Raw genomic sequence first — 21875 nt, 5'->3', positions numbered from 1 at the left:
TCCATTTTCTGGCATAATGCTGAAAAAAATGAGCAGGCAGTGAAACATGGATCGTCGAGCATTTGGATTGGGCGCAATGGCAACGCTGAGTCTTTCAGCTTGTGCCTCGGCAAGCCCCAGATTTCTAACTTATGATGGACCCGAAGTGACCTCACTGGTCATCAACAAGGGTGCGCGGAAGATGTACCTTCTGCACAATGAGAAAATCCTCAAATCATACGATGTCAGACTTGGGTTTGCTCCGACGGGGACAAAGACCCAGCGTGGCGATGGTCGCACGCCCGAGGGCAGCTATCTGATTGATCGGCGCAACCCCAATAGCAGCTATCACCTTTCGCTGGGCATTTCTTATCCAAACTCGAATGACATTGCGCAGGCCAAGGCGGCGGGTGTGGATCCGGGCGGTGATATTTTCATTCACGGTGAGCCCAAGAAACGGTCCGAGCGTAAGCGCGCCAAAAAGACGCCGGATTGGACCGCGGGCTGCATCGCAGTCAAGAATGAAGAGATCGAAGAGATCTATGCGATGGTAAACCGGGGTACGCTGATCACGCTGCGCCCGTAAGCGGCTTCCAAGCCTCGAACCCGAATTGCATGTAATCGCGCTGGTAAGCATCCGCCGCCAGCGCCTCAAGCGTGTCGTCGTAAATCTCGGCCAGCGTAAACGGGACATCCGGTGCGCTAAGGCCGGGTGTCGGCGGATGGTCGTGCCCCATCCGGCGCGCCAGATCGGGCAGGGCGGCGGTGATCTCGTCCTCTCGCAGGATCAGGTCGGGGATAGCAAAAGTAGCCATCCCCTCAAGGGCCTGAGATTGGCTGCACCACACACCGTCCACCCGCACCGGCGTCTGTCCGGCCAGGTTTTGCCGCAGAAAGGTGAGGAAGGCAGAAAACGCCTCATAGTGCTGATCGCGCGAATAGTTACCTTTACGCAGCTGGCCGGGGATCGGCATCTTGAACCGGTTGCGCAGCATGTTGCGGATTTTCAGGTAGGCACCGGATTCGGTGCTGAGGATATAGGAGCAAAAGGCCGAATGCGCCCGCGCCAGCGGGTGCCGCAGCACGGTGAATTTCCGGTGTCCGGGGTGGGCCTGCAGCCAGCGCCGCGTCTGTTTGCGGTTCTGATTTGTGATCAGCTTGTCGGTCTTGGTCGCATCAAGTTCGGCCAGCCACTGGGTCACGGGTCCCTCGATCCCGCCGCGTATTGGCAGGTACATCAGCGGCGTTTCAGGTGTGGCGACATAAGTGCCGATCGCGGGCCCGCGACGGGGCTCAAAATTCGGAGTGCGGTGCAGATTGAAACTGTCGATCCGGGCCAGCGCCTGCTCGGCCTTTTCCGGATTAGTCACTTTTGACAGGGCCATATCAGGGTTCTGCGGCTTGATCGTGTCGTCGATCGAGGACAGCCGCGACGGAACCCCCAGCCATGCGGCCAACCCATTCAGAACGTCCAGATTGGTCAGGTCGTCATAGGCGATGTAAAACGCGGTCTGCCCGGAGGTTTGAAGCGCGTTGAGCAGCAGAAGTTGAAACTCCTGCTGCTGGTCCAGGTACTTCTCGAATTCCTGCGGCTCGAATTCAACCTGTGCCTCGCGGCGACGTTTGATGTTCTTCAGTTGCCACTGCTTGGTTTCGCGCGCGATTTTCAGCGAAACGTAACTGTCCAGCGGGTTGCGCGTCAGGATGATCTTGGCACAACGCGGGTCGGACAACGCAGGCTCTAATACACGGGGATCGTGCCCCTGAAAGAACCGAAACCCGTTGATCTCGCCCGGTGCGGACCTGATCGCCTGGACCAGTTTCATCGGGTCGTCGTCCCGTTCCTCAAGCGTTACGTCCAGCAGGCTTTCGGATTTGAGGCGGCCGATGAAATGCGGGTTGAACGCTTCGCCATGGCAGGTAACCCCATCCAGTGCGTTCAGGTTGAATTCCAACAGGTTGGACCCGGTGCGCATCGCGGCAAGAACGATGAAATAGTCAAATTCCGACGTCATCACAGGCTATTGCACCAGATAGGGTTTTTTGAACGGCCGGGCGCGGGCGCCAAACACATCATCGGTGGGGAAGTCGCCCATCAGATAGGGGTGCATCCCCTGATTCTTGAGATTTTGAAGGAATTTCCCGAACCCCGAAAGATCCACCATCAACGGTGCCTTTGTCAGGTGGCTGGCGCGTGAGGTACCGATTTCCTCGATCACCGTCTGCAAGGGCTCCATCGGAGATTCCACAAACTCGGCCAGCGACCAGATACGCACCCGCGCCTTGGTCCAGACCGAGTTCAGAACCTCAAGCTGTTTGGTCTCGATTTGCTGCAGGCGGGCGGCTTCATTGCGGATGTCGGCAAAGTTCCTGTTTGACCGAAACAGCGGGATCGCCCAGGCCCCGGTGATGACCGAGATTTGCGCGTTCCTGTCCCGGGTCAGAAACCAGTTGATTTGCTGGGTATCCGCGGGACCGAACTGAAAGCACTGCCGCTCGCCTCGGGTGTTCCAGATCAGGTTTGAAACAAAGGCCGTGGGGTTATAGTCCCTCAGAACGGCGCAATCGCTGAGCGACCCGTTGATAATCGATTGACCTCCGGAAAACTCGGCACGTTCGGGGCCGAACAGATGCCCGTGCACGCGCGCACCCGTGGTTTCGGTCAGCCAGGGCTCGAACCCTTCGAACAGCTCTGTAAAGCCTTGGAACACCGAATAGGGGAAAGAGGTAAGCCCATTCTCGCTGCCGTGGCGCGGAAAGCGACTTTGCATATACAGCCCGTCGCGCCCACAGGTCCGACGCTCGACCGCTTTGGAAAACACACGGTCGATCTTGCCCGGGTTGGGCTCGGCCGGTCGCATGGCGCTGTTCTGATCGGCCAGGAAGGATTGATACAACCGATCTGCGTGCGGCCAGATTTTCCGCGCCACGAAGCAGTCTGAGCGGCGCAGCAGCTGCAGATGGTCGTCATAGAAGATATGCGGCCGACCCTGATAGTCGAATTTGGACAGGGTCAGCGACCGGCTTTCGATATGGGTGGAATAGAGCCGCGCCAGCGTCTGAAAATAGCTTTCATCCGGAATCCAGACACGCCGGAAATAGCGGTCATAAGTCTGTCGCCTGGGGTCCTGCAGAATGGCCGAGAGGGTCTGGCGAGTCAGGCACCACCACTGGCTGCCCATATGCGGCACCAACCCGTCGGGGATTTTTCGGCGTATGCCGAGCGCGCGCTGCAACTTCACATAGGCGTCGAACAGTTTGCGGTTTCTGCGCCAGGAAAACGGGAACCGCAGGGTGAATCGTTCCTGATCCAACCCGCCAATGGTCCAGCTGACATCGGCGGTGGTGGCGCTTTCGACGAAATCAACGCGGGGCCGGTCCGCGAGATAGTCGATCAGTTCTTCTACCGGCCGCAACGGCAGGCAGGCGCCTGATGACAGGTAGACATGATGCACGTCCGGAAAGGTGCTCAGCATCAGTTCCGCAGCGGATTGCGAGGCCGCAACGATGCCCCAACCACCCCATTCGCAGACATGACGGTCGGAAAACCGGATCAGCGGGTCGTTGGCACATGAAGCGGTGAATTCGGTATAGACCCGGGCGGGTACTTTGCGGTCCACGTGGATCACCACCGGGCAGCCTGAGGCTGTCCAATGGCGCGCCACCTGCTCGGCCCGGTGAAGTGCCGTGTGGACCAGCATGATGACGCCCAGACGGCTCATGCCCAGTTTCCTTTCGACATCAGGCCAAGGATCTCAAGCTGCCGCCAGTTGATGAGTTTCTCGGATTGCTCGCACCAGAAAACCGGCTTGTCCCCCAATCCCTCGGCATAAGCGCGGTACTCGCCCGACCGGCGGAAGTGCTGGCGGCGCTGCATCTCTTCCTGCGCCTTTTCACCCAAAGTGTTGATGAGCTTGGCATGCAGCAAGGCGCCGCTGGTCTTTTCGCCGCCCCATTCGTCATAGACCTGGTTCAGCCCGCGCGGCAGCAGCGAGTGTGTCGAACTGACATAGACATAGCGCCGGTCCCATTTGACCAAAGGGATCTTGTTCAGCGCCGGCGCCTTCGAGGGGGTGTCACGGAAAAACACCCGCGCGCGCGGGCCACCCTGAATCCACAGATTCCCGTAATCCGGGTTTTTGGTGATCATGTAATTGCCGGAATCGAACCAGCGGGCGATCTCAAACGGATCCTGCCCCTCGCGATAGAGTTCCGCATCCACCGGCCCCTGCGGGTACATGTCGATCAGCATGGTGCCGAAACTGCGCACAGCGCAGCCATCCAGCCAATCGGTCAGGGCACCGATCGGGCGGGTGTCGCAGAACGGGTAGATGAAGAACTCATCCGGATCGACGGTCAGGACCCAGCGTCCATGCGCGTATTTGCGCAGCAAGTAATTAGACCAGTCCAGCCCGAACGAGGCTCGTTTGTAGCTGGCTTGCGCGTGCCAGACTGAGGTGTCGGGCTGACTGACCAGATATTCGCGCGATCCGTCATCGCTGTCATTGTCGACGAACAGAAAATGGTCGATGCCCAGCTTGCGGTAATAATCCAAGAAATAGGGCAGGCGGATTTTTTCGTTTCGCAACACGCTCATCAACAACACGTCGTTGCTTCGGATGTTGGCGGTTTTGTCGGACACCGGCTTCAGCTGTCGCTGTTTCAGAACGCAGCGCGCAAGGCGGCGCTTGCGCCGCAATCTCATTCGGTATGAATCCAACAGGCTCACGCGTGCGCTCTGCCTTTTTTGTTCCGCGAGCTTGCCCGGGGGCTGGACGATCCAGAGTGGTGCCGGGCAATTGCCGATTTATGCCACCTTTGCATCTTTCATAGCAACGCATTTAAAATTGGTTAGTCACATATGCGGCTTTTCAGCAAATATTCCCCATAAGGCCCAGTTTCTGCAGTTGGGCCCAGTCTTGAAAGCGGACCGATTGGGGCGTCCACATGTCGGGACGGTCGGCGATTGCATCATAATAGGCAGCAAACTGGTCGGGATCGTGGAAGTGCTGACGCCGCGCTTTCTCGGATTTTGACTTGCCGACCACTTCGGGCAGGAATTTGGTGTGCAGCAACACCCCTGCAGGGGTGTTGCCCCCGGGACCGTCATAGATCGCGTTCAGATACCGGGGCAGGGCCGAGTGGCACGAGTTCACAAAGGCATAGCGTCGCGACCACCGGACCAGAGGGATTTTGTTCAGCGTCGGCGAATGGCGGGGCCGGTCGGCAAAGAACATGCGTTCCCGCGCGCCGCCCTGTACCCACAGGTTGCCCAAAGGGCTTTGCCGCTGCGCCCGGTAGGGGCCGGGATCGAACCAGTTCAGAACCTCGGTCGGGTCGGTTTCAGGGTCAAAGCTTTGCGTACCCAGCGGACCCTTGGGATAAAGATCCAGCATCAGCGCGCCAATGGCGGCACGGCCTTGCCGGTCAAGCTCTGCGGTCAGGTCCTGCAGGGGTTTGCTGTCGTGATGGGGATAGATCAGCAGCTCATCAGCATCCACCATCAAGGTCCAGTGACCATGCCCATAGCGCATTTGCAGCCATGTCAGCCAATCCAGCCCGTATCGCGCCTCGCGATAGCTGGTCGGGGTTTGCCACAGCGACGCATCCGGCTGATCACGCAGGAAATCGACCGAGCCGTCATCGCTGCCGTTATCCACGATCAGAAAATGATCTACCCCCAGCGCGCGATAGTGGCGGAAGAACCACGGCAGGCGGTTGAGTTCATTGCGCAGCGTGGTGAAGGCCAGAACGGCACCGGGCCTGATCTGTGCAGTCTGATCGTTCAGGCTGGTCAGTTGATGGCGGCTGCGGAAGGATCGCCACAGCAGCCGCCGCCGTTTCAGACGCAACCGGTATTTCTGCACCCATCCTATGGGCGGAAGAGTATCGGTTGCACGGTCGGTCATGGGCGGCTCACTTCGCGTAATTGCCGTTCTGATGCCAGCGCCAGGCATCGCCGATCATCGTCTCTAACGTTGATTTTTTCGGCGTCCAGCCCAGCTCTTGCCCGGCGCGGACCGAGCCCGAGACCAGTTTGGTGCAATCCCCGGCGCGGCGGGGGCCGATAGAATACGGCACCTCGCGATTGGTGACGGCTTTGGAATGGCCGATTACCTCCATCACCGAAAAGCCCGAGCCGGTTCCCAGGTTAAACACCCGGCTGCCTTTGCCCTGTTCCAGCCAATTGAGACCCAGCACATGTGCATCGACCAGATCGCAGACATGCACATAGTCGCGGATGCAGGTGCCGTCCGGCGTGTCGTAATCAGTGCCGAACACGGTCAGCCCGTCGCGCTTGCCGTCGATGGCGTCCAGCATCAGCGGCACCAGATGGGTCTCGGGGCGGTGGAATTCGCCCACCTCGCCGTCCGGATCGGCGCCGGCGACGTTGAAATAGCGGAAGATGACGTGATTCAGACCGTGTGCGGCCTGGAAATCGCGCAGGATATCCTCGATGGCGCGTTTCGATGCGCCATAGGCGTTCAGCGGTTCTTGCGGCGTGTCTTCGTCCAGCACCACATTGTCATGTTCGCCATAGGTGGCGCAGGTCGACGAGAAGACAAAGTTCAGGCAACCTGCGGCGACCGCAGCTTCTATCAGGGACAGCGAGCCGGTGACGTTGTTGGTCCAGTATTTGCCGGGCTCGGACATGGCTTCACCCACCTGGCTGAGGGCGGCAAAGTGCATCACGGCGGCAGGTTTGTACTTGGCAAAGACCTCATCCAGTCGGGCGCGATCCAGCAGGTCACCCTGTTCGAACGGGCCGAATTTTACTGCGTCCTGCCAGCCAGTGATCAGGTTGTCATAGGTCACTGGTGTATAGCCTGCCTGCGCCAGCGCCTTGCAGGCGTGCGATCCGATATATCCGGCACCGCCGGTTACAAGAATGTTGGTCATCTATTCTTCCAGGTTTATTAACTGTGCACAGCTACGCCGTCAGGCCTATGTCGATTGGGGGAAAGACCTCACTCCAACCCCATGGCGGCCATCATTTCTTCCAGTTTGGGGACGTCCTGAGGGTTGTTCAGCTCCCAGAACTGGCGGCCTTTGGCCTCGACCTCGACGCACAGAACCTTGCGGCCGTTTTCCATGAAACGCAGCTGTTCCAGCCCTTCCAGTTGCTCCAGCGGACCAACGGGCCATGCGGGGTAGGCGGCCAGCGCATCGGGGCGATAGGCATAGACGCCGACATGGTGGAAAACCGGGGTTGCGTCGTCTCCGGCAAAGGTTTCGGCGGTATAGGGGACGACCTCTTTCGAGAAATACATCGCGCTGTTGTCGGCGGCGAACACCGCGGTGGTGCCGCCGACGCGCCCGTTCTTGCGGTCGTTCAGCAGACTGTTCAGCGCGTTGCCGTCACAACGCAGAACCGGTGTCGCTACCCCGGCTTCGGGCGCGGCGCGCAATCCGGCGATCAGGTCTTCAACAAACCAGTGTGGGGTCAGCGGCGCATCGCCCTGCAGATTCACCACGATGTCGTAACCGGCACCAAGCTCAGTATGCGCTTCGGCGCAGCGTTCGGTGCCATTGCCGCAGGTTTCCGAGGTCATCACCACCTCGGCCCCGAAGCCTTCGGCCACCTCGCGGATGCGGTCGTCATCGGTGGCGACAACCACCTTGTCGACGCCCGAGACCGAACATGCCGCGCGCCAGGACCGTTCGATCAGGGTCATTGCATTGCCACTGGCGCCGGTCAGCGGGACCAGCGGTTTGCCCGGATACCGGGTCGAGGCGTAACGGGCGGGAATGGCGATCAGAACGGACATCAGGCCTCCTTCAGCTCAACACCCGGAGCGTAGGCGATAAAGAACGGGTTTGCATATTCGTCTTTGCCATAGGTCAGCGGTGTGTGGTCATCAAAGCGCACAACCTTACCGCCGGCGCCCGCCAGAACGGCGTGACCTGCGGCGGTATCCCACTCCATCGTGCGACCTACACGGGGATACAGATCGGCCTCACCCGTTGCCACCAGACAGAATTTCAGCGACGAGCCCGCGCTCTTGCTGTCCTGTACCTGGTATTTGTTGATGTAATCCTCGGTCGCCTGATCCCGGTGCGATTTCGACGCCACGATCAACAGCGCCGAATTGTCTGGTTTAGAGACTGATATCGGCAAAGCATCCCCGGCTTGCGCTTTGTCCAGCGCGCCGGTTTCTTCGACCGATTGACCATTGGCCTGCGTATAGAACATGCGCTCTTTCGCAGGCGCATAAACCACGCCGCGGGTTGGAACGCCGTTTTCCACCAGCGCGATGTTCACCGTGAAATCGCCGCGGCGGTTGATGAATTCCTTGGTGCCGTCCAGCGGATCGACGATCAGGAACGTGTCACCCTTTTTCGAATGTGAAGCGGCCTGTTCCTCGGTCACCAGCAGGATGTCGGGGAAGGCGTCGCGCAGACCGGCCGAGATCAACGCATCGGCGGCCTCGTCCGCTTCGGTCACAGGGCTGGCGTCGGATTTGACTTTGACGTCGAAATCATCCGAATTGTAAATCTCCATGATCTTGTCGCCCGCTTCCAGGGCCAGACGTCGAATGACGGGGATGAGGGCGTCGTAGGTCACAAAAATGCTCCGTTCCTGCGATTTGTTGATCGAATATCCTGACGGCCTTATGATGTGCCGGTTACGGATCGGCAAGAAATTCGTGGCAGATTACAGGCGAAAAAACGGGAAAGACGCTTCGGGTGTATTATTTCAAGCGAAACCAGACATTACTGGGCGGCGCGTTCACAACCGCCGAGCTTATTTTCCATGCCGTTGTGCGCAGTGTGCGATCACAACACAGCAACGCGGTGCTGGCCATCCTGGTCAATATTCTGCAAGTCCTGGCCCTGGTCGCGGTGATTTACGTGATCATGTCTTTCATGGGCCCGCGTATTGCCAGAATCCGGGGCGAGTTCGTTTTGTATCTGCTGTCCGGCGTTTTCTTGTTTGTGACGCATATCAGATCTGTCAGTTCGGTGGCGGGGGTCAGCACCGGGGGTAACCCGATGATGCTGCACTCGCCGATGAACATGATGGTCATGTTGCTGGCGACCGCGTTCGGCACGCTCTATACGCAGATGGTCACAATCATCATCATACTGTTCCTTTACAGTGTCACTGTGTCGCCAATTGAGATTCAGGACCCAGGCGGTGCTTTTGGGATGTTGATACTGGCCTGGTTCACCGGATGTTCCGTCGGTGTGGTATTCATGGCCCTGAAACCATGGTTGCCAACCGTTTCCACGATTCTAAGCAACATCTACCGCCGTCTGAACATGATCTTTTCGGGGAAAATGTTTCTGGCAAATGCGTTGGGTGGCGCCACGCTGGCCATGTTTGCGTGGAACCCACTGTTTCACATCATCGACCAGTGCAGGGGGTTCGTGTTCCGCAACTACTTTCCCCGCAATACCAGTTGGGAATATGCGCTTTGGGTTGGGCTGGCCTTGCTGCTGATCGGGCTTTTGGGGATCTTTTTCTCGCGTCAGCATGTATCCCAGAGCTGGAGCGCGCGCCGCTAGCCTGCCACGCGCAGGGTCAGATTGATCCGACCACCCTTGGGCAGCAGTTTCGAAGACCCGAACCGGATACGGTCAATCCCGTGATATGTCAGCCGGGCCGGGCCGCCCATGATCACCACGTCGCCGGAGTTCAGCCAGATCGACTCGGTCTTGCCGCCGCGCGTCTGGTTGCCGATGCGAAACAGCGCGTCATCCCCCAATGAGATTGACAGCACCGGCCAGGAAAAATCGACCTCGTCCTTGTCCTGATGCAGCCCCATCCGGGCACCTTCACCGTAATAGTTGATGAGACAGCAATCGGGGTCGCGGTCAGGGCTGGCCAATTGGTGCCAGATATCAAGGATGGAATCAGGGATCGCGGGCCAATCCGCCCCTTTGGGGTGCTGTCCTTGGTATCTGTATCCGGTCCTGTCGGTCACCCAGCCCAGCGATCCGGCCGAAGTCATGCGCACCGACATCTCTTTGCCCGAAGGCGTCACTGGCCGAAACAAGGGGGCCGATTTCAGAATCGGGCGCAGTACCTCGATCAACTGCACTTGGGCTGCGCTGTCCAGATAGCCTTTCCTGATTTCAAAACCGCGCAAAAGTAGTCGCGCCATTCAAGATTCCCCAATCCTAACCAAAACCTTGCCAAAAAGGCTGCAGATTCCCGAAAACCTGCCTTTTACACCGCTTGCAGGGCTCGTTTCACGCCCTTATATACGCCGGGACGCGCGATGGTGTAGGACCGTTCGTGCATATCAGATCGGGGCCGGGTGCCATAACGGGTTCGGACCTCGGACATCGCCTTGAAGAGAAAGGGATTGAACATATGGGAAAAGTAATCGGAATCGACCTCGGGACCACCAACTCGTGTGTGGCCATCATGGACGGCTCGCAGCCCAAGGTCATCGAAAACGCAGAAGGGGCGCGGACCACGCCCTCGATCGTCGCCTTCACCGAGGATGAGCGACTGGTCGGTCAGCCTGCCAAACGTCAGGCGGTCACCAACCCTGACAACACGATCTTTGGCGTCAAGCGTCTGATCGGTCGTCGTGTGGATGATGCAGAAGTCGAAAAAGACAAGAAAATGGTGCCGTATGCCATCGTCGATGGCGGCAATGGCGACGCGTGGGTGGAAGCCCGCGGTGAAAAGTACTCCCCAAGCCAGATCTCGGCCTTCACTCTGGGTAAGATGAAGGAAACTGCCGAGAGCTATCTGGGTGAGGAAGTCACGCAGGCGGTCATCACCGTTCCGGCCTATTTCAACGACGCACAGCGTCAGGCCACCAAGGACGCTGGGAAAATCGCCGGTCTGGAAGTGCTGCGGATCATCAACGAGCCGACTGCTGCCGCGCTGGCCTATGGTCTGGACAAGCAAGAAACCCAAACCATTGCGGTTTATGACCTCGGTGGCGGTACCTTCGACGTGACCATTCTGGAAATCGACGACGGCCTGTTCGAGGTTAAGTCGACCAACGGCGACACCTTCCTGGGTGGTGAAGACTTTGACATGCGCATCGTCAACTACCTGGCGGACGAGTTCAAAAAGGAACACGGCGTCGACCTGTCGAAAGACAAGATGGCCCTGCAGCGTCTGAAGGAAGCCGCAGAAAAGGCCAAGATCGAGCTGTCCTCGACCTCGCAGACCGAAATCAACCAGCCGTTCATCTCGATGGGCTCGAACGGTCAGCCGCTGCACATGGTCATGAAACTGACCCGTGCCAAGCTGGAATCGCTGGTCTCGGACCTGATCAAGAAGTCGATGAAGCCTTGTGCCGCTGCTCTGAAAGACGCCGGTCTGTCGGCTGCCGACGTGGACGAAGTTGTTCTGGTCGGTGGCATGACCCGGATGCCGAAAGTGATCGAAGAGGTCACCAAGTTCTTCGGGAAAGAGCCGCACAAAGGTGTGAACCCGGACGAAGTGGTTGCCATGGGTGCCGCCATTCAGGCCGGTGTTCTGCAGGGTGACGTCAAAGACGTGGTTCTGCTGGACGTGACCCCGCTGTCGTTGGGTATCGAGACGCTGGGTGGCGTGTTCACCCGTTTGATCGACCGCAACACCACGATCCCGACGAAAAAGTCTCAGGTCTTCTCGACCGCCGAGGACAACCAGAACGCCGTAACCATCCGCGTGTTCCAGGGTGAGCGTGAAATGGCTGCGGACAACAAGATCCTCGGTCAGTTCAACCTCGAAGACATCCCGCCCGCACCGCGTGGCATGCCTCAGATCGAGGTGACTTTTGACATCGACGCCAACGGTATTGTCTCGGTTTCGGCAAAGGACAAAGGCACCGGCAAAGAGCAGAAGATCACCATCCAGGCATCGGGCGGTCTGTCCGACGAGGACATCGAAAAGATGGTCAAGGATGCCGAAGAGAACGCGGAAGCCGACAAGGAACGCCGCGAGCTGGTCGATGCCAAGAACCAGGCGGAAAGCCTCATCCATTCGACTGAAAAGTCGATGGAAGAGCATGCCGACAAGGTCGACCCGACCACCATCGAAGCCATCGAGCTGGCGATTGCCGCACTGAAGGACGAGCTGGAAACCGAAAATGCTGACAAGATCAAGTCCGGTATCCAGAACGTGACCGAAGCTGCGATGAAGCTGGGCGAGGCCATCTACAAGGCGCAGTCCGAAGAGGCCGACGACGAACCTGCAGCGGCAGATGCTGCTCCGGCTGGTGATGACGACATCGTCGACGCCGAGTTCGAAGATCTGGACGGCGATAAGCGTAACTAACGGGTAACCGGGCCAATTCGGGCCGGTCCGGTTGCCGGGCCGGCCCGATTACGTTGAGGCAGAAGGAAACACTGATGTCAAAACGCGACTACTACGATGTGCTCGGCGTGTCCAAGGGCGCATCGGCGGACGAGATCAAGAAGGGCTTTCGCAAGAAGGCCAAAGAATTGCATCCCGATCGCAACAAGGACAACCCGGATGCTGAATCGCAGTTCAAAGAAGCCAACGAGGCCTATGACGTTCTGCGCGATGCCGACAAAAAGGCCGCCTATGACCGATTTGGTCATGCCGCCTTTGAAAACGGCATGGGCGGTGGCGGCGGTCGTCCCGGCGGCGGCTTCGGTCAAGGCGATTTCTCCAGCGCGTTCTCTGATGTGTTCGACGATTTGTTCGGCGATTTCATGGGTGGCCAACGCGGTGGCGCTGGTGGCGGACGTCGGGCCGCACGCGGGTCCGACCTGCGCTATAACCTGCGGGTGTCACTGGAAGAGGCGTTCTCGGGCCTGCAGAAAACCATCAGCGTGCCCGCAGCCGTTGCCTGTTCGGCCTGTGACGGTTCGGGTGCTGAAGGTGGTGTGGAACCAGTCACTTGTCCAACTTGCTCGGGCATGGGCAAGGTTCGTGCGCAACAGGGTTTCTTTACTGTTGAACGCACATGTCCGACCTGTTCCGGATTGGGCCAGATCATCAAGAATCCCTGCAAGTCCTGTAGCGGAGCAGGTCGCGTCGAAAAAGAACGCGCGCTGTCCGTCAATATCCCCGCCGGTGTCGAAACCGGTACCCGAATCCGCCTGGCAGGCGAGGGTGAGGCCGGGATGCGCGGTGGTCCTCCGGGTGATCTGTATATCTTTGTCGAAGTGTCCGATCACAAACTGTTCGAACGCGACAGCGTGAACCTGTATTGCCGCGTGCCGGTCAGCATGGCCAAGGCCGCGCTGGGCGGATCGATCGAAGTGCCGACCATTGACGGTGGCCGTGGTCGCGTGCAGATTCCGGCCGGTAGCCAATCGGGCCGTCAGATGCGCTTGCGCGGCAAGGGTATGCCTGCCCTGCGCGGCGGCGGTGTTGGTGACATGTTCATCGAACTGGCTGTGGAAACTCCGGTCAACCTGACGGCTCGCCAGAAAGAACTTCTGCGCGAGTTCGACGATCTGGGTGAGGATAACCACCCGGAATCGAATAGCTTTTTCTCTTCCGTCAAGTCCTTTTGGGACGGGATGAAAGGCTGAGTCCGCATCCAGTAATTGTAATAAATGAGCCGGTCCAATGGGCCGGCTTTTTTTCACCCCATAAGTCCAGTTTGCCTGTCAACTGCGCCAAAATTGGCCCTTGATTCCCCTGCCAACCCCTGAGATTGTCCGCCCAACCGTTGGGGTGCCCTGATCAAAGGGCTGAGAGGCGTAAATGCGCTAACCCATCGAACCTGATCCGGGCAATACCGGCGTAGGGAACGGTCTCACAGTGCTAAGACGTTTTCCATGCCCCGTTGCCCATTTTGAATTGGAGCAACGATATGGCGCATATTGCCCTGACAATTGCGGGCTCGGACAGTGGTGGCGGGGCCGGGATACAGGCAGACCTCAAGGCGATGTCCGCCTTGGGCGTGTACGGCGCCAGCGTGATTACGGCAGTGACGGCGCAGAATACCCAAGCGGTGACGGCGGTGCATGGGATACCGCTGGATGTGGTGTCCGCCCAGATCGAGGCGGTTCTGACCGATCTGGACGTCGGCGCGATCAAGATCGGGATGCTGGCGACGCCAGAGATTATACAAACGGTTGCGGAATCCATTGCCGGGTTTGATGGCCCCGTCGTGCTGGACCCGGTGATGATTGCGAAATCCGGCGATGCGTTGTTGGCGCGGGACGCGGTGCAGACTTTGCGCGATCTTCTTCTGCCGTGCGCTACCGTACTGACCCCGAACCTGCCCGAAGCCGCCTGTTTACTGGGTGGTGCCGAGGCCGACTCTCCCGATCAGATGATCGCGCAAGGGCTTGCCTTGTGTGGGTTGGGCGCGGGTTCGGTGCTGATGAAAGGGGGACATGGCCACGGGAAAATCTGCTATGACTTGCTGGTTGATACCTCCGGTCGGGTGGCCGAGTTCACCGCCTCTCGGCGCGAAACGCGCAATACACATGGCACCGGGTGCACTTTGTCGTCGTCGATTGCAGCGGGGTTGGCTCGGGGCTTCGGCCTGACTGAGGCCGTCGCGCAGGCGCATGAGTACCTGCAGGGCGCTATTGCCCGGGCGGACGGTCTTATGATCGGACATGGACACGGGCCGGTCCACCATTTTCACCGGGTCTGGCCCGCGTGACGGTCTGGTCGGTCATAGGCTCGGGTGTGGCCGGTTTGGCCGTGGCCAGCGAGCTTGTTTCGCGCGGAGTAAGGGTTCAGGTCTTCGATCCCGCCGGCCCTCCGGGTCCGCATGGGTGTTCCTGGTGGGCGGGCGGTATGCTGGCCCCTTGGTGTGAGTATGAAAACGCCGAGGAGCCGGTGTTGCGGTTGGGTCAGGCTGCGCTGGGCTGGTGGGCGAAGCGAACGCCGGTGGACCGGCGGGGCACGTTGGTCGTGGCCCGCCCGCGCGACCTGCCCGATCTGCGCCGGTTTGCCCGCCGGACCGAAGGCTACAGGGACGTCGAGCAGCCCCAAATCGCCAAGTTAGAGCCTGATCTGAACGGATTCAGCAAGGGTCTCCATTTCACGAATGAAGCGCATCTAAACCCACGCCAGGCCTTGCGGGACCTTCATAAGCATTTGCTGGAACACGGGGTTCAATTCCACCGCAAACTCGCTCCATCGCGGCTTGAAAACGCAATCGACTGTCGGGGTTTGCACGCCCGCGAAGTGCTGCATGATCTGCGGGGCGTGAAGGGTGAGATGCTGGTAATCCGCTGCCCGGACGTGACCCTGACGCGGCCCGTGCGTCTGCTGCACCCAAGGATGCCGCTTTACATCGTACCCCGTGGCGACGGTATTTACATGCTGGGCGCGACGATGATCGAAAGCGAGGACAGCAGCCGCATCACCGCGCGCTCGATGCTGGAACTGCTCAGCGCGGCTTATGCGCTGAACCCCGCCTTTGGTGAGGCCGAAGTGCTCGAGATCGGGGTCGATCTGCGCCCGGCCTTTCCTGACAACTTGCCGCGTATCCGGCGGCTGGGGCGCACGATTTATGCCAACGGACTATACCGCCACGGCTATTTGTTGGCCCCGGCGCTGGCGCAGGGCGTGGCGGATCTGGCGCTGGATAACAAACATTCGGAGATGGTCGATGAAGATCGAGCTTAATGGTGAATCGCGCGAGGTGCGCGCCGAAACCCTCTCGGACCTGCTGGTCGAATGCGGGTTCTCAGGCCGGGTGGCGACGGCCGTCAACGAGGATTTCGTGCCCTCGGGTCTGCGCATTACCCACAAACTGGCTGATGGCGACCGGGTCGAGGTTGTTGCGCCAATGCAGGGGGGGTGAAAATGAAGAGCTTCTACGGCACCCAACTGCCCAACCCTCTGATGCTGGGTACGGCGCAATATCCCAGCCCCGCGATCCTGGAACAGGCGTTTCGGGACAGTGGTGCCGGGGTTGCCACTGTGTCGCTGCGGCGCGAAGCCGGGGCCGGGCAAACCTTTTGGCAGATGATCCGCGACATGGGTGTGCTGGTCCTGCCGAACACCGCCGGATGCTACACCGTCAAAGAGGCCGTGACCACCGCCCATATGGCGCGGGAAGTGTTTGACACAAGGTGGATCAAGCTGGAACTGATCGGTCACACCGACAGCCTCCAGCCGGATGTGTTTCAACTGGTCGAGGCCGCACGCGTCCTGACCGGGGACGGGTTTCAGGTTTTCCCCTACACCACTGACGACCTGATTGTGGGAGAACGTCTGCTGGCGGCGGGTTGCGAGGTTCTGATGCCCTGGGGGGCGCCCATTGGGTCGGGCCGGGGCTTGAACAACGTATACGCTCTGCGCGCGATGCGGGCTGAATTCCCGGAGGTACCGCTGGTGATCGACGCCGGGATCGGACTGCCCAGCCATGCGGCGCAGGCGATGGAGCTGGGATATGACGCCGTTCTGCTGAACACCGCGGTGGCACGGGCCGGAGATCCTACCGCCATGGCCCGCGCGATGATGCTGGCGATTGAGGCCGGACAATTGGCATATCAGGCTGACCCGATCGAAGCGCGCGATATGGCGGAACCCTCCACCCCGGTGATCGGAAAGGCCTTTCTGTCATGACCCTCGACCGGTTTTACCCGATTTTCGACCACTCGGATTGGCTGCGCCGGATGCTGCCCTTGGGTGTGAAACTGGTACAGTTGCGGATCAAGGACCAGCCCGATGCGGTGGTGCGCGAACAGATTGCCCTGTCGCGCGATCTCTGCCGCCAGCATGGCGCGGTTCTGGTGATCAACGACTACTGGCAGCAGGCGATTGAGGCCGGGTGTGACTGGATTCACCTCGGACAGGAGGACTTGGACGCGGCCGATCTGACTGCCATCCGCAAGGCGGGGCTGAAACTGGGCGTCTCGACCCACGATGACGATGAGTTGGAGCGGGTTCTGGCGATAGACCCGGACTATGTGGCGTTAGGGCCGGTCTATCCGACGATCCTGAAAAAGATGAAGTGGCATCAGCAGGGTTTGCCCCGGGTCACCGAATGGAAGGCGCGGGTGGGTAAAATCCTTCTGGTCGGTATCGGCGGGATGAGCGTTGAACGCGCGCCGGGTGTGTTGCAGGCGGGGGCCGATATCGTATCAGCCGTCACTGATATCACGTTGAACGCTGATCCAGAGGCCCGCGTGCGCCAATGGATCGAGGCCACGCGATGAACCGCTACTCTCGTCAGACAATCCTGCCCGAGGTCGGGGCAGAAGGACAGGCCCGCCTGTCCGTCGCGCGCGTTCTGGTGGTGGGCGCGGGCGGGCTGGCTGCCCCGGCGCTGCCACTACTGGCGGGGGCTGGGGTAGGTCAATTGACCATCATGGACCGTGATGAGGTCGCGCTGTCGAACCTGCACCGGCAGACGTTGTTTGCCGAGGCAGACAGCGGCCGTTCGAAGGTTGAGGTCGCGGCGGATCGCTGTCGATCCCTGAACGCGGAAGTCATTGTGATTGCCAAAAAACAGACTCTGACAAATAAAAATGTGACTGAATCCGTGGAACAGGTTGATTTGGTTCTTGATTGCGCTGACAGCTATGCGGCCAGCTATGTCCTGTCTGACACCTGTTTCGCGCTCGGTAGGCCTTTGATTTCAGCATCGGTGCTGGGGTTCACGGGATATGTTGGCGGCTTTTGCGGTGGAGCGCCGTCCCTGCGGGCGGTCTTTCCCGATGCACCTGACAGCGGTGCAAGCTGTGCGACGGCTGGTGTGCTCGGCCCCGTCGTGGGAATTATCGGCGCGATGCAGGCGCAGATGGCACTGAACCTGATCCTTGGCCTTCAGCCTTCGCCGCTGGGACAGATGTTGCAGATCGATGGGCAAACGTTCCGCAGCACCACATTTCGCTTTGACGGAGCTCCCGAGCCAGAACGGCGCTTTGCTTTCATTTCGGCCAATCAACTGACCTCAGAAGACCTGATCATCGAATTGCGCGGTCCGGATGAGGTCCCAGATCCGATCCATCCCAATGTCCGGCGCGAATCCGTGGAGTCACTCAAATCAGAGCCAAATAAAGGGAAAAGACTGGCGCTTTGCTGCGCTACCGGCCTTCGCGCGTGGCGGGCCGCTGAAGAACTGCAACCGGATTGGCCGGGCGAGATTGTCCTCGTCGCGGCCTCGACCTCATGAGCGAAAAGGAAACGCGAGACATGAAGAAACTGATCACAATGATCGCCCTGCTGGCCGCCGCGCCCGCCTGGGCCGAAGACAAGATGACCGTTCTGCTGGACTGGTTCATCAATCCCGACCACGGTCCCATTATCGTGGCACAGGAAAACGGTTACTTCGCCGATGAGGGGCTTGAGGTCGAAATCATTCCGCCCGCCGATCCCTCGGCGCCACCGCGTCTGGTGGCCGCTGGTCAGGCGGATTTGGCGGTGTCTTATCAGCCCCAGTTGCACCTGCAGATTCACGAGGGCCTGCCGCTGAAACGCGTCGGCACACTGGTTGCTACTCCGCTGAACTGCCTGCTGGTGCTTGAGGATGGTCCGATTGAAACGCTGGCCGACCTCAAGGACAAGAAAGTCGGGTTCTCTGTCGCCGGTGTGGAAGAGGCGGTTCTGTCGGCGATGCTGCACACCCATGACGTCGCGCTGGACGATATCGAGATGATCAACGTGAACTTCTCGCTATCGCCGTCACTGATGAGCGGTCAGGTGGACGCGGTGATCGGGGCTTTCCGCAACTTTGAACTGAACCAGATGGATATCGAAGGCGTAGCCGGCCGGTGCTTTTATATCGAAGAAGAAGGTGTACCGCCCTACGATGAGCTGATCTATGTGGCCAACCCCGAAACAATGGACACCGAAAAGGTTGCACGTTTTCTGGCTGCCACCGAAAAGGCGACCCAGTTCATCGTCAACAACCCGGAGAAAAGCTGGGAGATTTTCGCCGCCACTTCGCCCGAGTTGCAGGATGAGCTGAACGCCCGCGCCTGGGTCGACACGCTGCCCCGCTTTGCCCTGCGTCCCGCGGGCTTTGACGCTGGCCGATATGCCCGGTTCGAGGCATTCCTGAAAGACAGCGGCATGATCGACAGCATCAACCCGGTCAGCGACATCACCATCGACGTGACCGTGCAATGAGCGGATACGGCAAAGCGTTCACGCTGATGCGTGATGCGGCGCAAGGGTCGTGGCGGGACTATACCCGCCACGCCTTTGTCGAAGGGATGAAGGACGGCACCCTGCCGCGCGCGGCGTTTCTGCATTACCTACGGCAGGACTACGTGTTCCTGATCCACTTTTCCCGCGCCTGGGCACTGGCGGTGGTGAAATCCGAGACCCATTCCGAGATGCTGACAGCTGTTGCGACGGTAAACGCGCTGGTGGCCGAAGAGATGCAGCTGCATATCGGTATTTGCGCGGCAGAAGGCATCTCGGGCGAAGAATTGTTCGCGACCGAGGAACGGGCGGAAAACATGGCCTATACCCGCTTCGTGCTCGAGGCCGGGTATAGTGGCGATCTGCTGGACCTGCTGGCCGCGCTGACGCCCTGTGTGATGGGATATGGTGAGATCGGTGCCCGGTTGGCCACCGAGGCCACATCCGTCACCTATCAGGACTGGATCAACACCTATGCCAGTCCAGACTTTCAAGAGGCGTGTCAGGCGGTCGGAGAATTGCTGGATACGGCTCTAACACGTCGCATTGGGGTGGATTTCGAGGCCTCACCGCGGTGGCAACGTCTGTGTCGGACCTTCCGCACCGCGACAGAGCTTGAGGTGAATTTCTGGCAAATGGGCCTGACCCCGTGACCCCGGCACCCGACCTGACCATCAGCGGTTCGGCCACAATCGGTGGCGCGACTCTGTTCGCACCGTTGACGCTGACCCTTGGGGCGGGGCAATGGACGTGCCTGTTGGGCGGGTCGGGTGTTGGAAAAACCACGGTTCTGCGCTTGATTGCAGGGCTGGACACCGGGGCTGAGTTCACCGGCAAGATTGCGGCCAGCGATATCCAACTGGTGACCGAGCGCGTAGCCTATATGGCGCAGGACGATCTGCTGTTGCCCTGGGCGACGGTGGCGCAGAATGTTTCACTGGGCGCGCGGCTGCGGGGTGAGAAGCCGGATCTTGCCCGCCGCGACCGGCTGATCGAAAGGATGCGCCTGCAGGATCACGTGACCAAGAGACCCCGCGAACTCTCGGGAGGGCAGCGGCAGCGCGTGGCCTTGGCGCGCACGTTGATGGAAGATCGGCCGATTGTGCTGCTTGATGAGCCGTTTTCAGCGCTCGACGCCCGCACCCGCGCGGACATGCAGGATCTGGCGGCTGAGGCTTTGCAGGGGCGGACCGTCCTGCTGGTCACCCATGACCCGGCCGAGGCCGCCCGGCTGGGCCAGTCCATCTTGGTGATGACTCAGCACGGCCTGACCCCCTGCCAGCCGCCAGCCGCGCCCGTTCCGCGCAAGGTCGATGACCTTGGGTCGCTGGAGACACAAGGTGCGCTGCTGCGTCTTTTGCGAGAGGAGGCGGCGTGAAGTACCTTTCGGCCCTTGCCGCGACCCTGTTTGCACTGACGGTCTGGCAGGCCATTGTCTCGTTGACCGGTCTGCCCAAATTCATCCTGCCCGGACCCGCCTTGGTCGCAGAAACATGGTGGCAGAACCGTTGGCTGATTGCCGAACACACGTGGATCACTGCGATTGAGGTGGTGGTCGGGCTTGCTTGTGGCACGGTTCTGGGGGTGGTCACTGCGTTGCAACTGGCCAATTCCCGCGCCGCGCGGGTTCTGGTGCAACCGATGCTGGTGTTCACGCAGGCGCTGCCGGTTTTTGCGCTGGCTCCTCTGTTGACCCTCTGGCTGGGCTACGGGTTGTGGTCCAAGGTGGCGATGGCGGTGCTGATCATCTATTTCCCGATTACCTCGTCCTTTTTCGACGGGCTGATGCGGACGCCAGCCGGGTATCTCGATCTGGCGCGCACCATGCAGGCCAACCCGCGCGCTGTGTTGTGGCATATCCGGATACCGGCCGCCTTGCCCTCGCTGGCGTCGGGGATGCGACTGGCGGCGGTTTATGCGCCCATCGGGGCGGTGATCGGTGAATGGGTCGGTTCCTCGCAAGGTTTGGGGTATCTGATGCTGTTGGCCAATGGCCGGGCCAAGACCGATCTGATGTTTGCGGCGATGCTGACGCTGGGGGTGTTCTCGATCCTGCTGCATATGCTGGTCCGCCGCGCCACGGCCCGCATGGCGGGTGAGGCGCGTTAACCTTTCGGAAACCGATTCTGCGCCAGTCTTGGCGTATGACCCAGGACGCCTTTGCCGAAGCCCCGATGCTGTTTGAAACTGACGAAGCCCCGGTGCAGCCGCTGCCTTCGGGGCGGTTGCCATCCTATATCAAAGATCACCGCAAACGGCTGCGCGAAAGGTTCATGTCCGGTGGATCAGCGGCGATGCCGGATTATGAGCTTTTGGAACTGGCCCTGTTCCGATCCATCCCCCGGCAGGACGTCAAACCACTGGCACGGGCGCTGATGGATACATTTGGCGATTTCAACCGGGTGCTGACCGCGCCCGAAGAACGGCTGCGCCAGATCAAGGGCGTTGGGGATACGGTCATCACCGACCTGAAAATCCTCGAGGCCTGCGCCCACCGCATGGCGCGTGCGCGGGTGATGCAGCGACATGTGATCTCGGGCTGGGACGCGTTGCTGGATTACTGCCACACAACCATGGCCCATCGCGAGACCGAGCAGTTCCGGGTGTTCTATCTGGACCGCAAGAACGTACTGATCGCAGATGAGGAACAGGCCAAGGGCACCGTCGATCACGTGCCGGTCTACCCGCGTGAGGTGGCGAAACGGGCGCTGGAACTGAATGCATCGGCTCTGATTCTTGTGCACAACCACCCATCAGGCGATCCGACCCCGTCGCAGTCAGATATCGACATGACCAACCGGATTCAGGACGCCTGTCTGGCTTTGGGCCTGACACTGCATGACCACCTGATCATCGGAAAATCAAATGAACTGAGCTTTCGATCGGAAGGGTATCTGTAGCG

Annotated in this window: 23 protein-coding genes and 1 riboswitch; of the genes, 15 read left to right on the top strand and 8 right to left on the bottom strand. The window is 59.8% G+C overall.

The features are described 5' to 3' along the window. The first annotated feature begins 46 nt into the window (after positions 1-46). Entirely contained in the window at positions 47-565 is a 519-nt protein-coding gene (locus ACR1XY_RS07930) for a L,D-transpeptidase family protein (RefSeq protein ID WP_480591917.1), read from the top strand. Here the strand turns inward: ACR1XY_RS07930 and ACR1XY_RS07925 are convergent. From ACR1XY_RS07925 to cysQ, 7 genes are all read right to left on the bottom strand, one after another. Then, positions 549-1994, bottom strand: coding sequence for a nodulation protein NodH (locus ACR1XY_RS07925; protein ID WP_480591914.1), 1446 nt, complete (start codon positions 1992-1994; stop codon positions 549-551). The two genes, ACR1XY_RS07930 and ACR1XY_RS07925, sit on opposite strands and share 17 nt — an antisense overlap. 6 nt (positions 1995-2000) lie before the next feature. Continuing rightward, positions 2001-3701: a DUF5927 domain-containing protein gene (locus ACR1XY_RS07920; protein WP_480591910.1), complete on the bottom strand. Its 1701-nt coding sequence runs from the start codon at positions 3699-3701 to the stop codon at positions 2001-2003. After that, positions 3698-4684 carry a glycosyltransferase family 2 protein gene (locus ACR1XY_RS07915; protein ID WP_480591907.1) on the bottom strand — a complete coding sequence of 329 codons (987 nt, stop codon included), beginning with the start codon at positions 4682-4684 and terminating at the stop codon, positions 3698-3700. The genes ACR1XY_RS07920 and ACR1XY_RS07915 overlap by 4 nt, the downstream gene beginning before the upstream one ends. A 166-nt stretch (positions 4685-4850) precedes the next feature. Next, a complete protein-coding gene (locus ACR1XY_RS07910; RefSeq protein WP_480591902.1) occupies positions 4851-5888 on the bottom strand; it encodes a glycosyltransferase family 2 protein in 1038 nt (345 codons plus the stop codon). A 7-nt stretch (positions 5889-5895) separates the two neighbouring features. After that, entirely contained in the window at positions 5896-6879 is a 984-nt protein-coding gene (gene galE, locus ACR1XY_RS07905; RefSeq protein WP_480591899.1) for a UDP-glucose 4-epimerase GalE, read from the bottom strand. A gap of 68 nt (positions 6880-6947) precedes the next feature. After that, a complete protein-coding gene (locus ACR1XY_RS07900; RefSeq protein ID WP_480591897.1) occupies positions 6948-7748 on the bottom strand; it encodes a 3-deoxy-manno-octulosonate cytidylyltransferase in 801 nt (266 codons plus the stop codon). Continuing rightward, complete coding sequence (gene cysQ, locus ACR1XY_RS07895) at positions 7748-8545, bottom strand: 3'(2'),5'-bisphosphate nucleotidase CysQ (RefSeq protein WP_480591894.1); 798 nt, start codon at positions 8543-8545, stop codon at positions 7748-7750. Before cysQ ends, ACR1XY_RS07900 begins: the two co-directional genes overlap by 1 nt. 122 nt (positions 8546-8667) lie before the next feature. Between cysQ and ACR1XY_RS07890 the strand changes: the two genes are divergently transcribed. Beyond that, positions 8668-9489, top strand: a complete 822-nt coding sequence (locus ACR1XY_RS07890) for an ABC transporter permease (protein WP_480591891.1) — start codon at positions 8668-8670, stop codon at positions 9487-9489. Here the strand turns inward: ACR1XY_RS07890 and ACR1XY_RS07885 are convergent. Beyond that, positions 9486-10088 (bottom strand): alpha-ketoglutarate-dependent dioxygenase AlkB family protein, encoded by a 603-nt coding sequence (locus ACR1XY_RS07885; protein WP_480591888.1) that lies wholly within the window; start codon positions 10086-10088, stop codon positions 9486-9488. The genes ACR1XY_RS07890 and ACR1XY_RS07885 overlap by 4 nt on opposite strands. 212 nt (positions 10089-10300) lie before the next feature. On the opposite strand from ACR1XY_RS07885, the gene dnaK reads away from it, so the two are divergent. The 13 genes from dnaK to radC all read left to right on the top strand — a co-directional run bounded on the left by dnaK (position 10301) and on the right by radC (position 21873). Further along, positions 10301-12211 (top strand): molecular chaperone DnaK, encoded by a 1911-nt coding sequence (dnaK, locus tag ACR1XY_RS07880; protein WP_480591883.1) that lies wholly within the window; start codon positions 10301-10303, stop codon positions 12209-12211. A 74-nt stretch (positions 12212-12285) separates the two neighbouring features. Continuing rightward, positions 12286-13440, top strand: a complete 1155-nt coding sequence (dnaJ, locus tag ACR1XY_RS07875; RefSeq protein ID WP_480591880.1) for a molecular chaperone DnaJ — start codon at positions 12286-12288, stop codon at positions 13438-13440. A 131-nt stretch (positions 13441-13571) separates the two neighbouring features. Next, positions 13572-13678, top strand: a riboswitch (TPP riboswitch). A gap of 46 nt (positions 13679-13724) precedes the next feature. Continuing rightward, positions 13725-14528, top strand: coding sequence for a bifunctional hydroxymethylpyrimidine kinase/phosphomethylpyrimidine kinase (gene thiD, locus ACR1XY_RS07870; RefSeq protein WP_480591877.1), 804 nt, complete (start codon positions 13725-13727; stop codon positions 14526-14528). Beyond that, on the top strand, positions 14525-15502 hold the full coding sequence (locus tag ACR1XY_RS07865) for an FAD-dependent oxidoreductase (RefSeq protein WP_480591874.1): 978 nt from the start codon (positions 14525-14527) through the stop codon (positions 15500-15502). The genes thiD and ACR1XY_RS07865 overlap by 4 nt, the downstream gene beginning before the upstream one ends. Next, positions 15486-15680, top strand: coding sequence for a sulfur carrier protein ThiS (gene thiS / locus ACR1XY_RS07860; protein WP_480591871.1), 195 nt, complete (start codon positions 15486-15488; stop codon positions 15678-15680). The genes ACR1XY_RS07865 and thiS overlap by 17 nt, the downstream gene beginning before the upstream one ends. A gap of 2 nt (positions 15681-15682) precedes the next feature. After that, positions 15683-16447 carry a thiazole synthase gene (locus ACR1XY_RS07855; protein ID WP_480591868.1) on the top strand — a complete coding sequence of 255 codons (765 nt, stop codon included), beginning with the start codon at positions 15683-15685 and terminating at the stop codon, positions 16445-16447. Continuing rightward, on the top strand, positions 16444-17040 hold the full coding sequence (locus ACR1XY_RS07850; protein ID WP_480591866.1) for a thiamine phosphate synthase: 597 nt from the start codon (positions 16444-16446) through the stop codon (positions 17038-17040). The genes ACR1XY_RS07855 and ACR1XY_RS07850 overlap by 4 nt, the downstream gene beginning before the upstream one ends. After that, positions 17037-17999 (top strand): ThiF family adenylyltransferase, encoded by a 963-nt coding sequence (locus tag ACR1XY_RS07845; RefSeq protein WP_480591863.1) that lies wholly within the window; start codon positions 17037-17039, stop codon positions 17997-17999. The genes ACR1XY_RS07850 and ACR1XY_RS07845 overlap by 4 nt, the downstream gene beginning before the upstream one ends. A 20-nt stretch (positions 18000-18019) precedes the next feature. Next, positions 18020-18955, top strand: coding sequence for an ABC transporter substrate-binding protein (locus ACR1XY_RS07840; protein ID WP_480591860.1), 936 nt, complete (start codon positions 18020-18022; stop codon positions 18953-18955). After that, positions 18952-19626 carry a thiaminase II gene (tenA, locus tag ACR1XY_RS07835; protein ID WP_480591856.1) on the top strand — a complete coding sequence of 225 codons (675 nt, stop codon included), beginning with the start codon at positions 18952-18954 and terminating at the stop codon, positions 19624-19626. The genes ACR1XY_RS07840 and tenA overlap by 4 nt, the downstream gene beginning before the upstream one ends. Further along, positions 19623-20351, top strand: coding sequence for an ABC transporter ATP-binding protein (locus ACR1XY_RS07830; RefSeq protein WP_480591852.1), 729 nt, complete (start codon positions 19623-19625; stop codon positions 20349-20351). Before tenA ends, ACR1XY_RS07830 begins: the two co-directional genes overlap by 4 nt. Continuing rightward, a complete protein-coding gene (locus ACR1XY_RS07825) occupies positions 20348-21082 on the top strand; it encodes an ABC transporter permease (protein WP_480591849.1) in 735 nt (244 codons plus the stop codon). The genes ACR1XY_RS07830 and ACR1XY_RS07825 overlap by 4 nt, the downstream gene beginning before the upstream one ends. A 35-nt stretch (positions 21083-21117) precedes the next feature. Further along, positions 21118-21873, top strand: a complete 756-nt coding sequence (gene radC / locus ACR1XY_RS07820; RefSeq protein WP_480591846.1) for a RadC family protein — start codon at positions 21118-21120, stop codon at positions 21871-21873. Positions 21874-21875 lie beyond the last annotated feature (2 nt).

It is taken from the genome of Ruegeria sp. AD11(2025), assembly GCF_056542405.1.
Note: the sequence above shows the minus strand (reverse complement) of the source record. Positions and strands in the feature narration are given on the sequence as shown.

Bases quoted from the DNA above. Each gene is read 5' to 3' on its own strand.
- ACR1XY_RS07855 (WP_480591868.1), top strand. From the start codon at position 15,683: ATGAAGAGCTTCTACGGCACCCAACTGCCCAACCCTCTGATGCTGGGT.
- ACR1XY_RS07850 (WP_480591866.1), top strand. From the start codon at position 16,444: ATGACCCTCGACCGGTTTTACCCGATTTTCGACCACTCGGATTGGCTG.
- ACR1XY_RS07920 (WP_480591910.1), bottom strand. From the start codon at position 3,701: ATGAGCCGTCTGGGCGTCATCATGCTGGTCCACACGGCACTTCACCGG.
- ACR1XY_RS07930 (WP_480591917.1), top strand. From the start codon at position 47: ATGGATCGTCGAGCATTTGGATTGGGCGCAATGGCAACGCTGAGTCTT.
- ACR1XY_RS07910 (WP_480591902.1), bottom strand. From the start codon at position 5,888: ATGACCGACCGTGCAACCGATACTCTTCCGCCCATAGGATGGGTGCAG.
- radC (WP_480591846.1), top strand. From the start codon at position 21,118: ATGACCCAGGACGCCTTTGCCGAAGCCCCGATGCTGTTTGAAACTGAC.
- ACR1XY_RS07925 (WP_480591914.1), bottom strand. From the start codon at position 1,994: ATGACGTCGGAATTTGACTATTTCATCGTTCTTGCCGCGATGCGCACC.
- ACR1XY_RS07840 (WP_480591860.1), top strand. From the start codon at position 18,020: ATGAAGAAACTGATCACAATGATCGCCCTGCTGGCCGCCGCGCCCGCC.
- galE (WP_480591899.1), bottom strand. From the start codon at position 6,879: ATGACCAACATTCTTGTAACCGGCGGTGCCGGATATATCGGATCGCAC.
- ACR1XY_RS07845 (WP_480591863.1), top strand. From the start codon at position 17,037: ATGAACCGCTACTCTCGTCAGACAATCCTGCCCGAGGTCGGGGCAGAA.
- ACR1XY_RS07900 (WP_480591897.1), bottom strand. From the start codon at position 7,748: ATGTCCGTTCTGATCGCCATTCCCGCCCGTTACGCCTCGACCCGGTAT.
- thiD (WP_480591877.1), top strand. From the start codon at position 13,725: ATGGCGCATATTGCCCTGACAATTGCGGGCTCGGACAGTGGTGGCGGG.
- tenA (WP_480591856.1), top strand. From the start codon at position 18,952: ATGAGCGGATACGGCAAAGCGTTCACGCTGATGCGTGATGCGGCGCAA.
- thiS (WP_480591871.1), top strand. From the start codon at position 15,486: ATGAAGATCGAGCTTAATGGTGAATCGCGCGAGGTGCGCGCCGAAACC.
- dnaJ (WP_480591880.1), top strand. From the start codon at position 12,286: ATGTCAAAACGCGACTACTACGATGTGCTCGGCGTGTCCAAGGGCGCA.
- ACR1XY_RS07915 (WP_480591907.1), bottom strand. From the start codon at position 4,684: ATGAGATTGCGGCGCAAGCGCCGCCTTGCGCGCTGCGTTCTGAAACAG.
- dnaK (WP_480591883.1), top strand. From the start codon at position 10,301: ATGGGAAAAGTAATCGGAATCGACCTCGGGACCACCAACTCGTGTGTG.
- ACR1XY_RS07885 (WP_480591888.1), bottom strand. From the start codon at position 10,088: ATGGCGCGACTACTTTTGCGCGGTTTTGAAATCAGGAAAGGCTATCTG.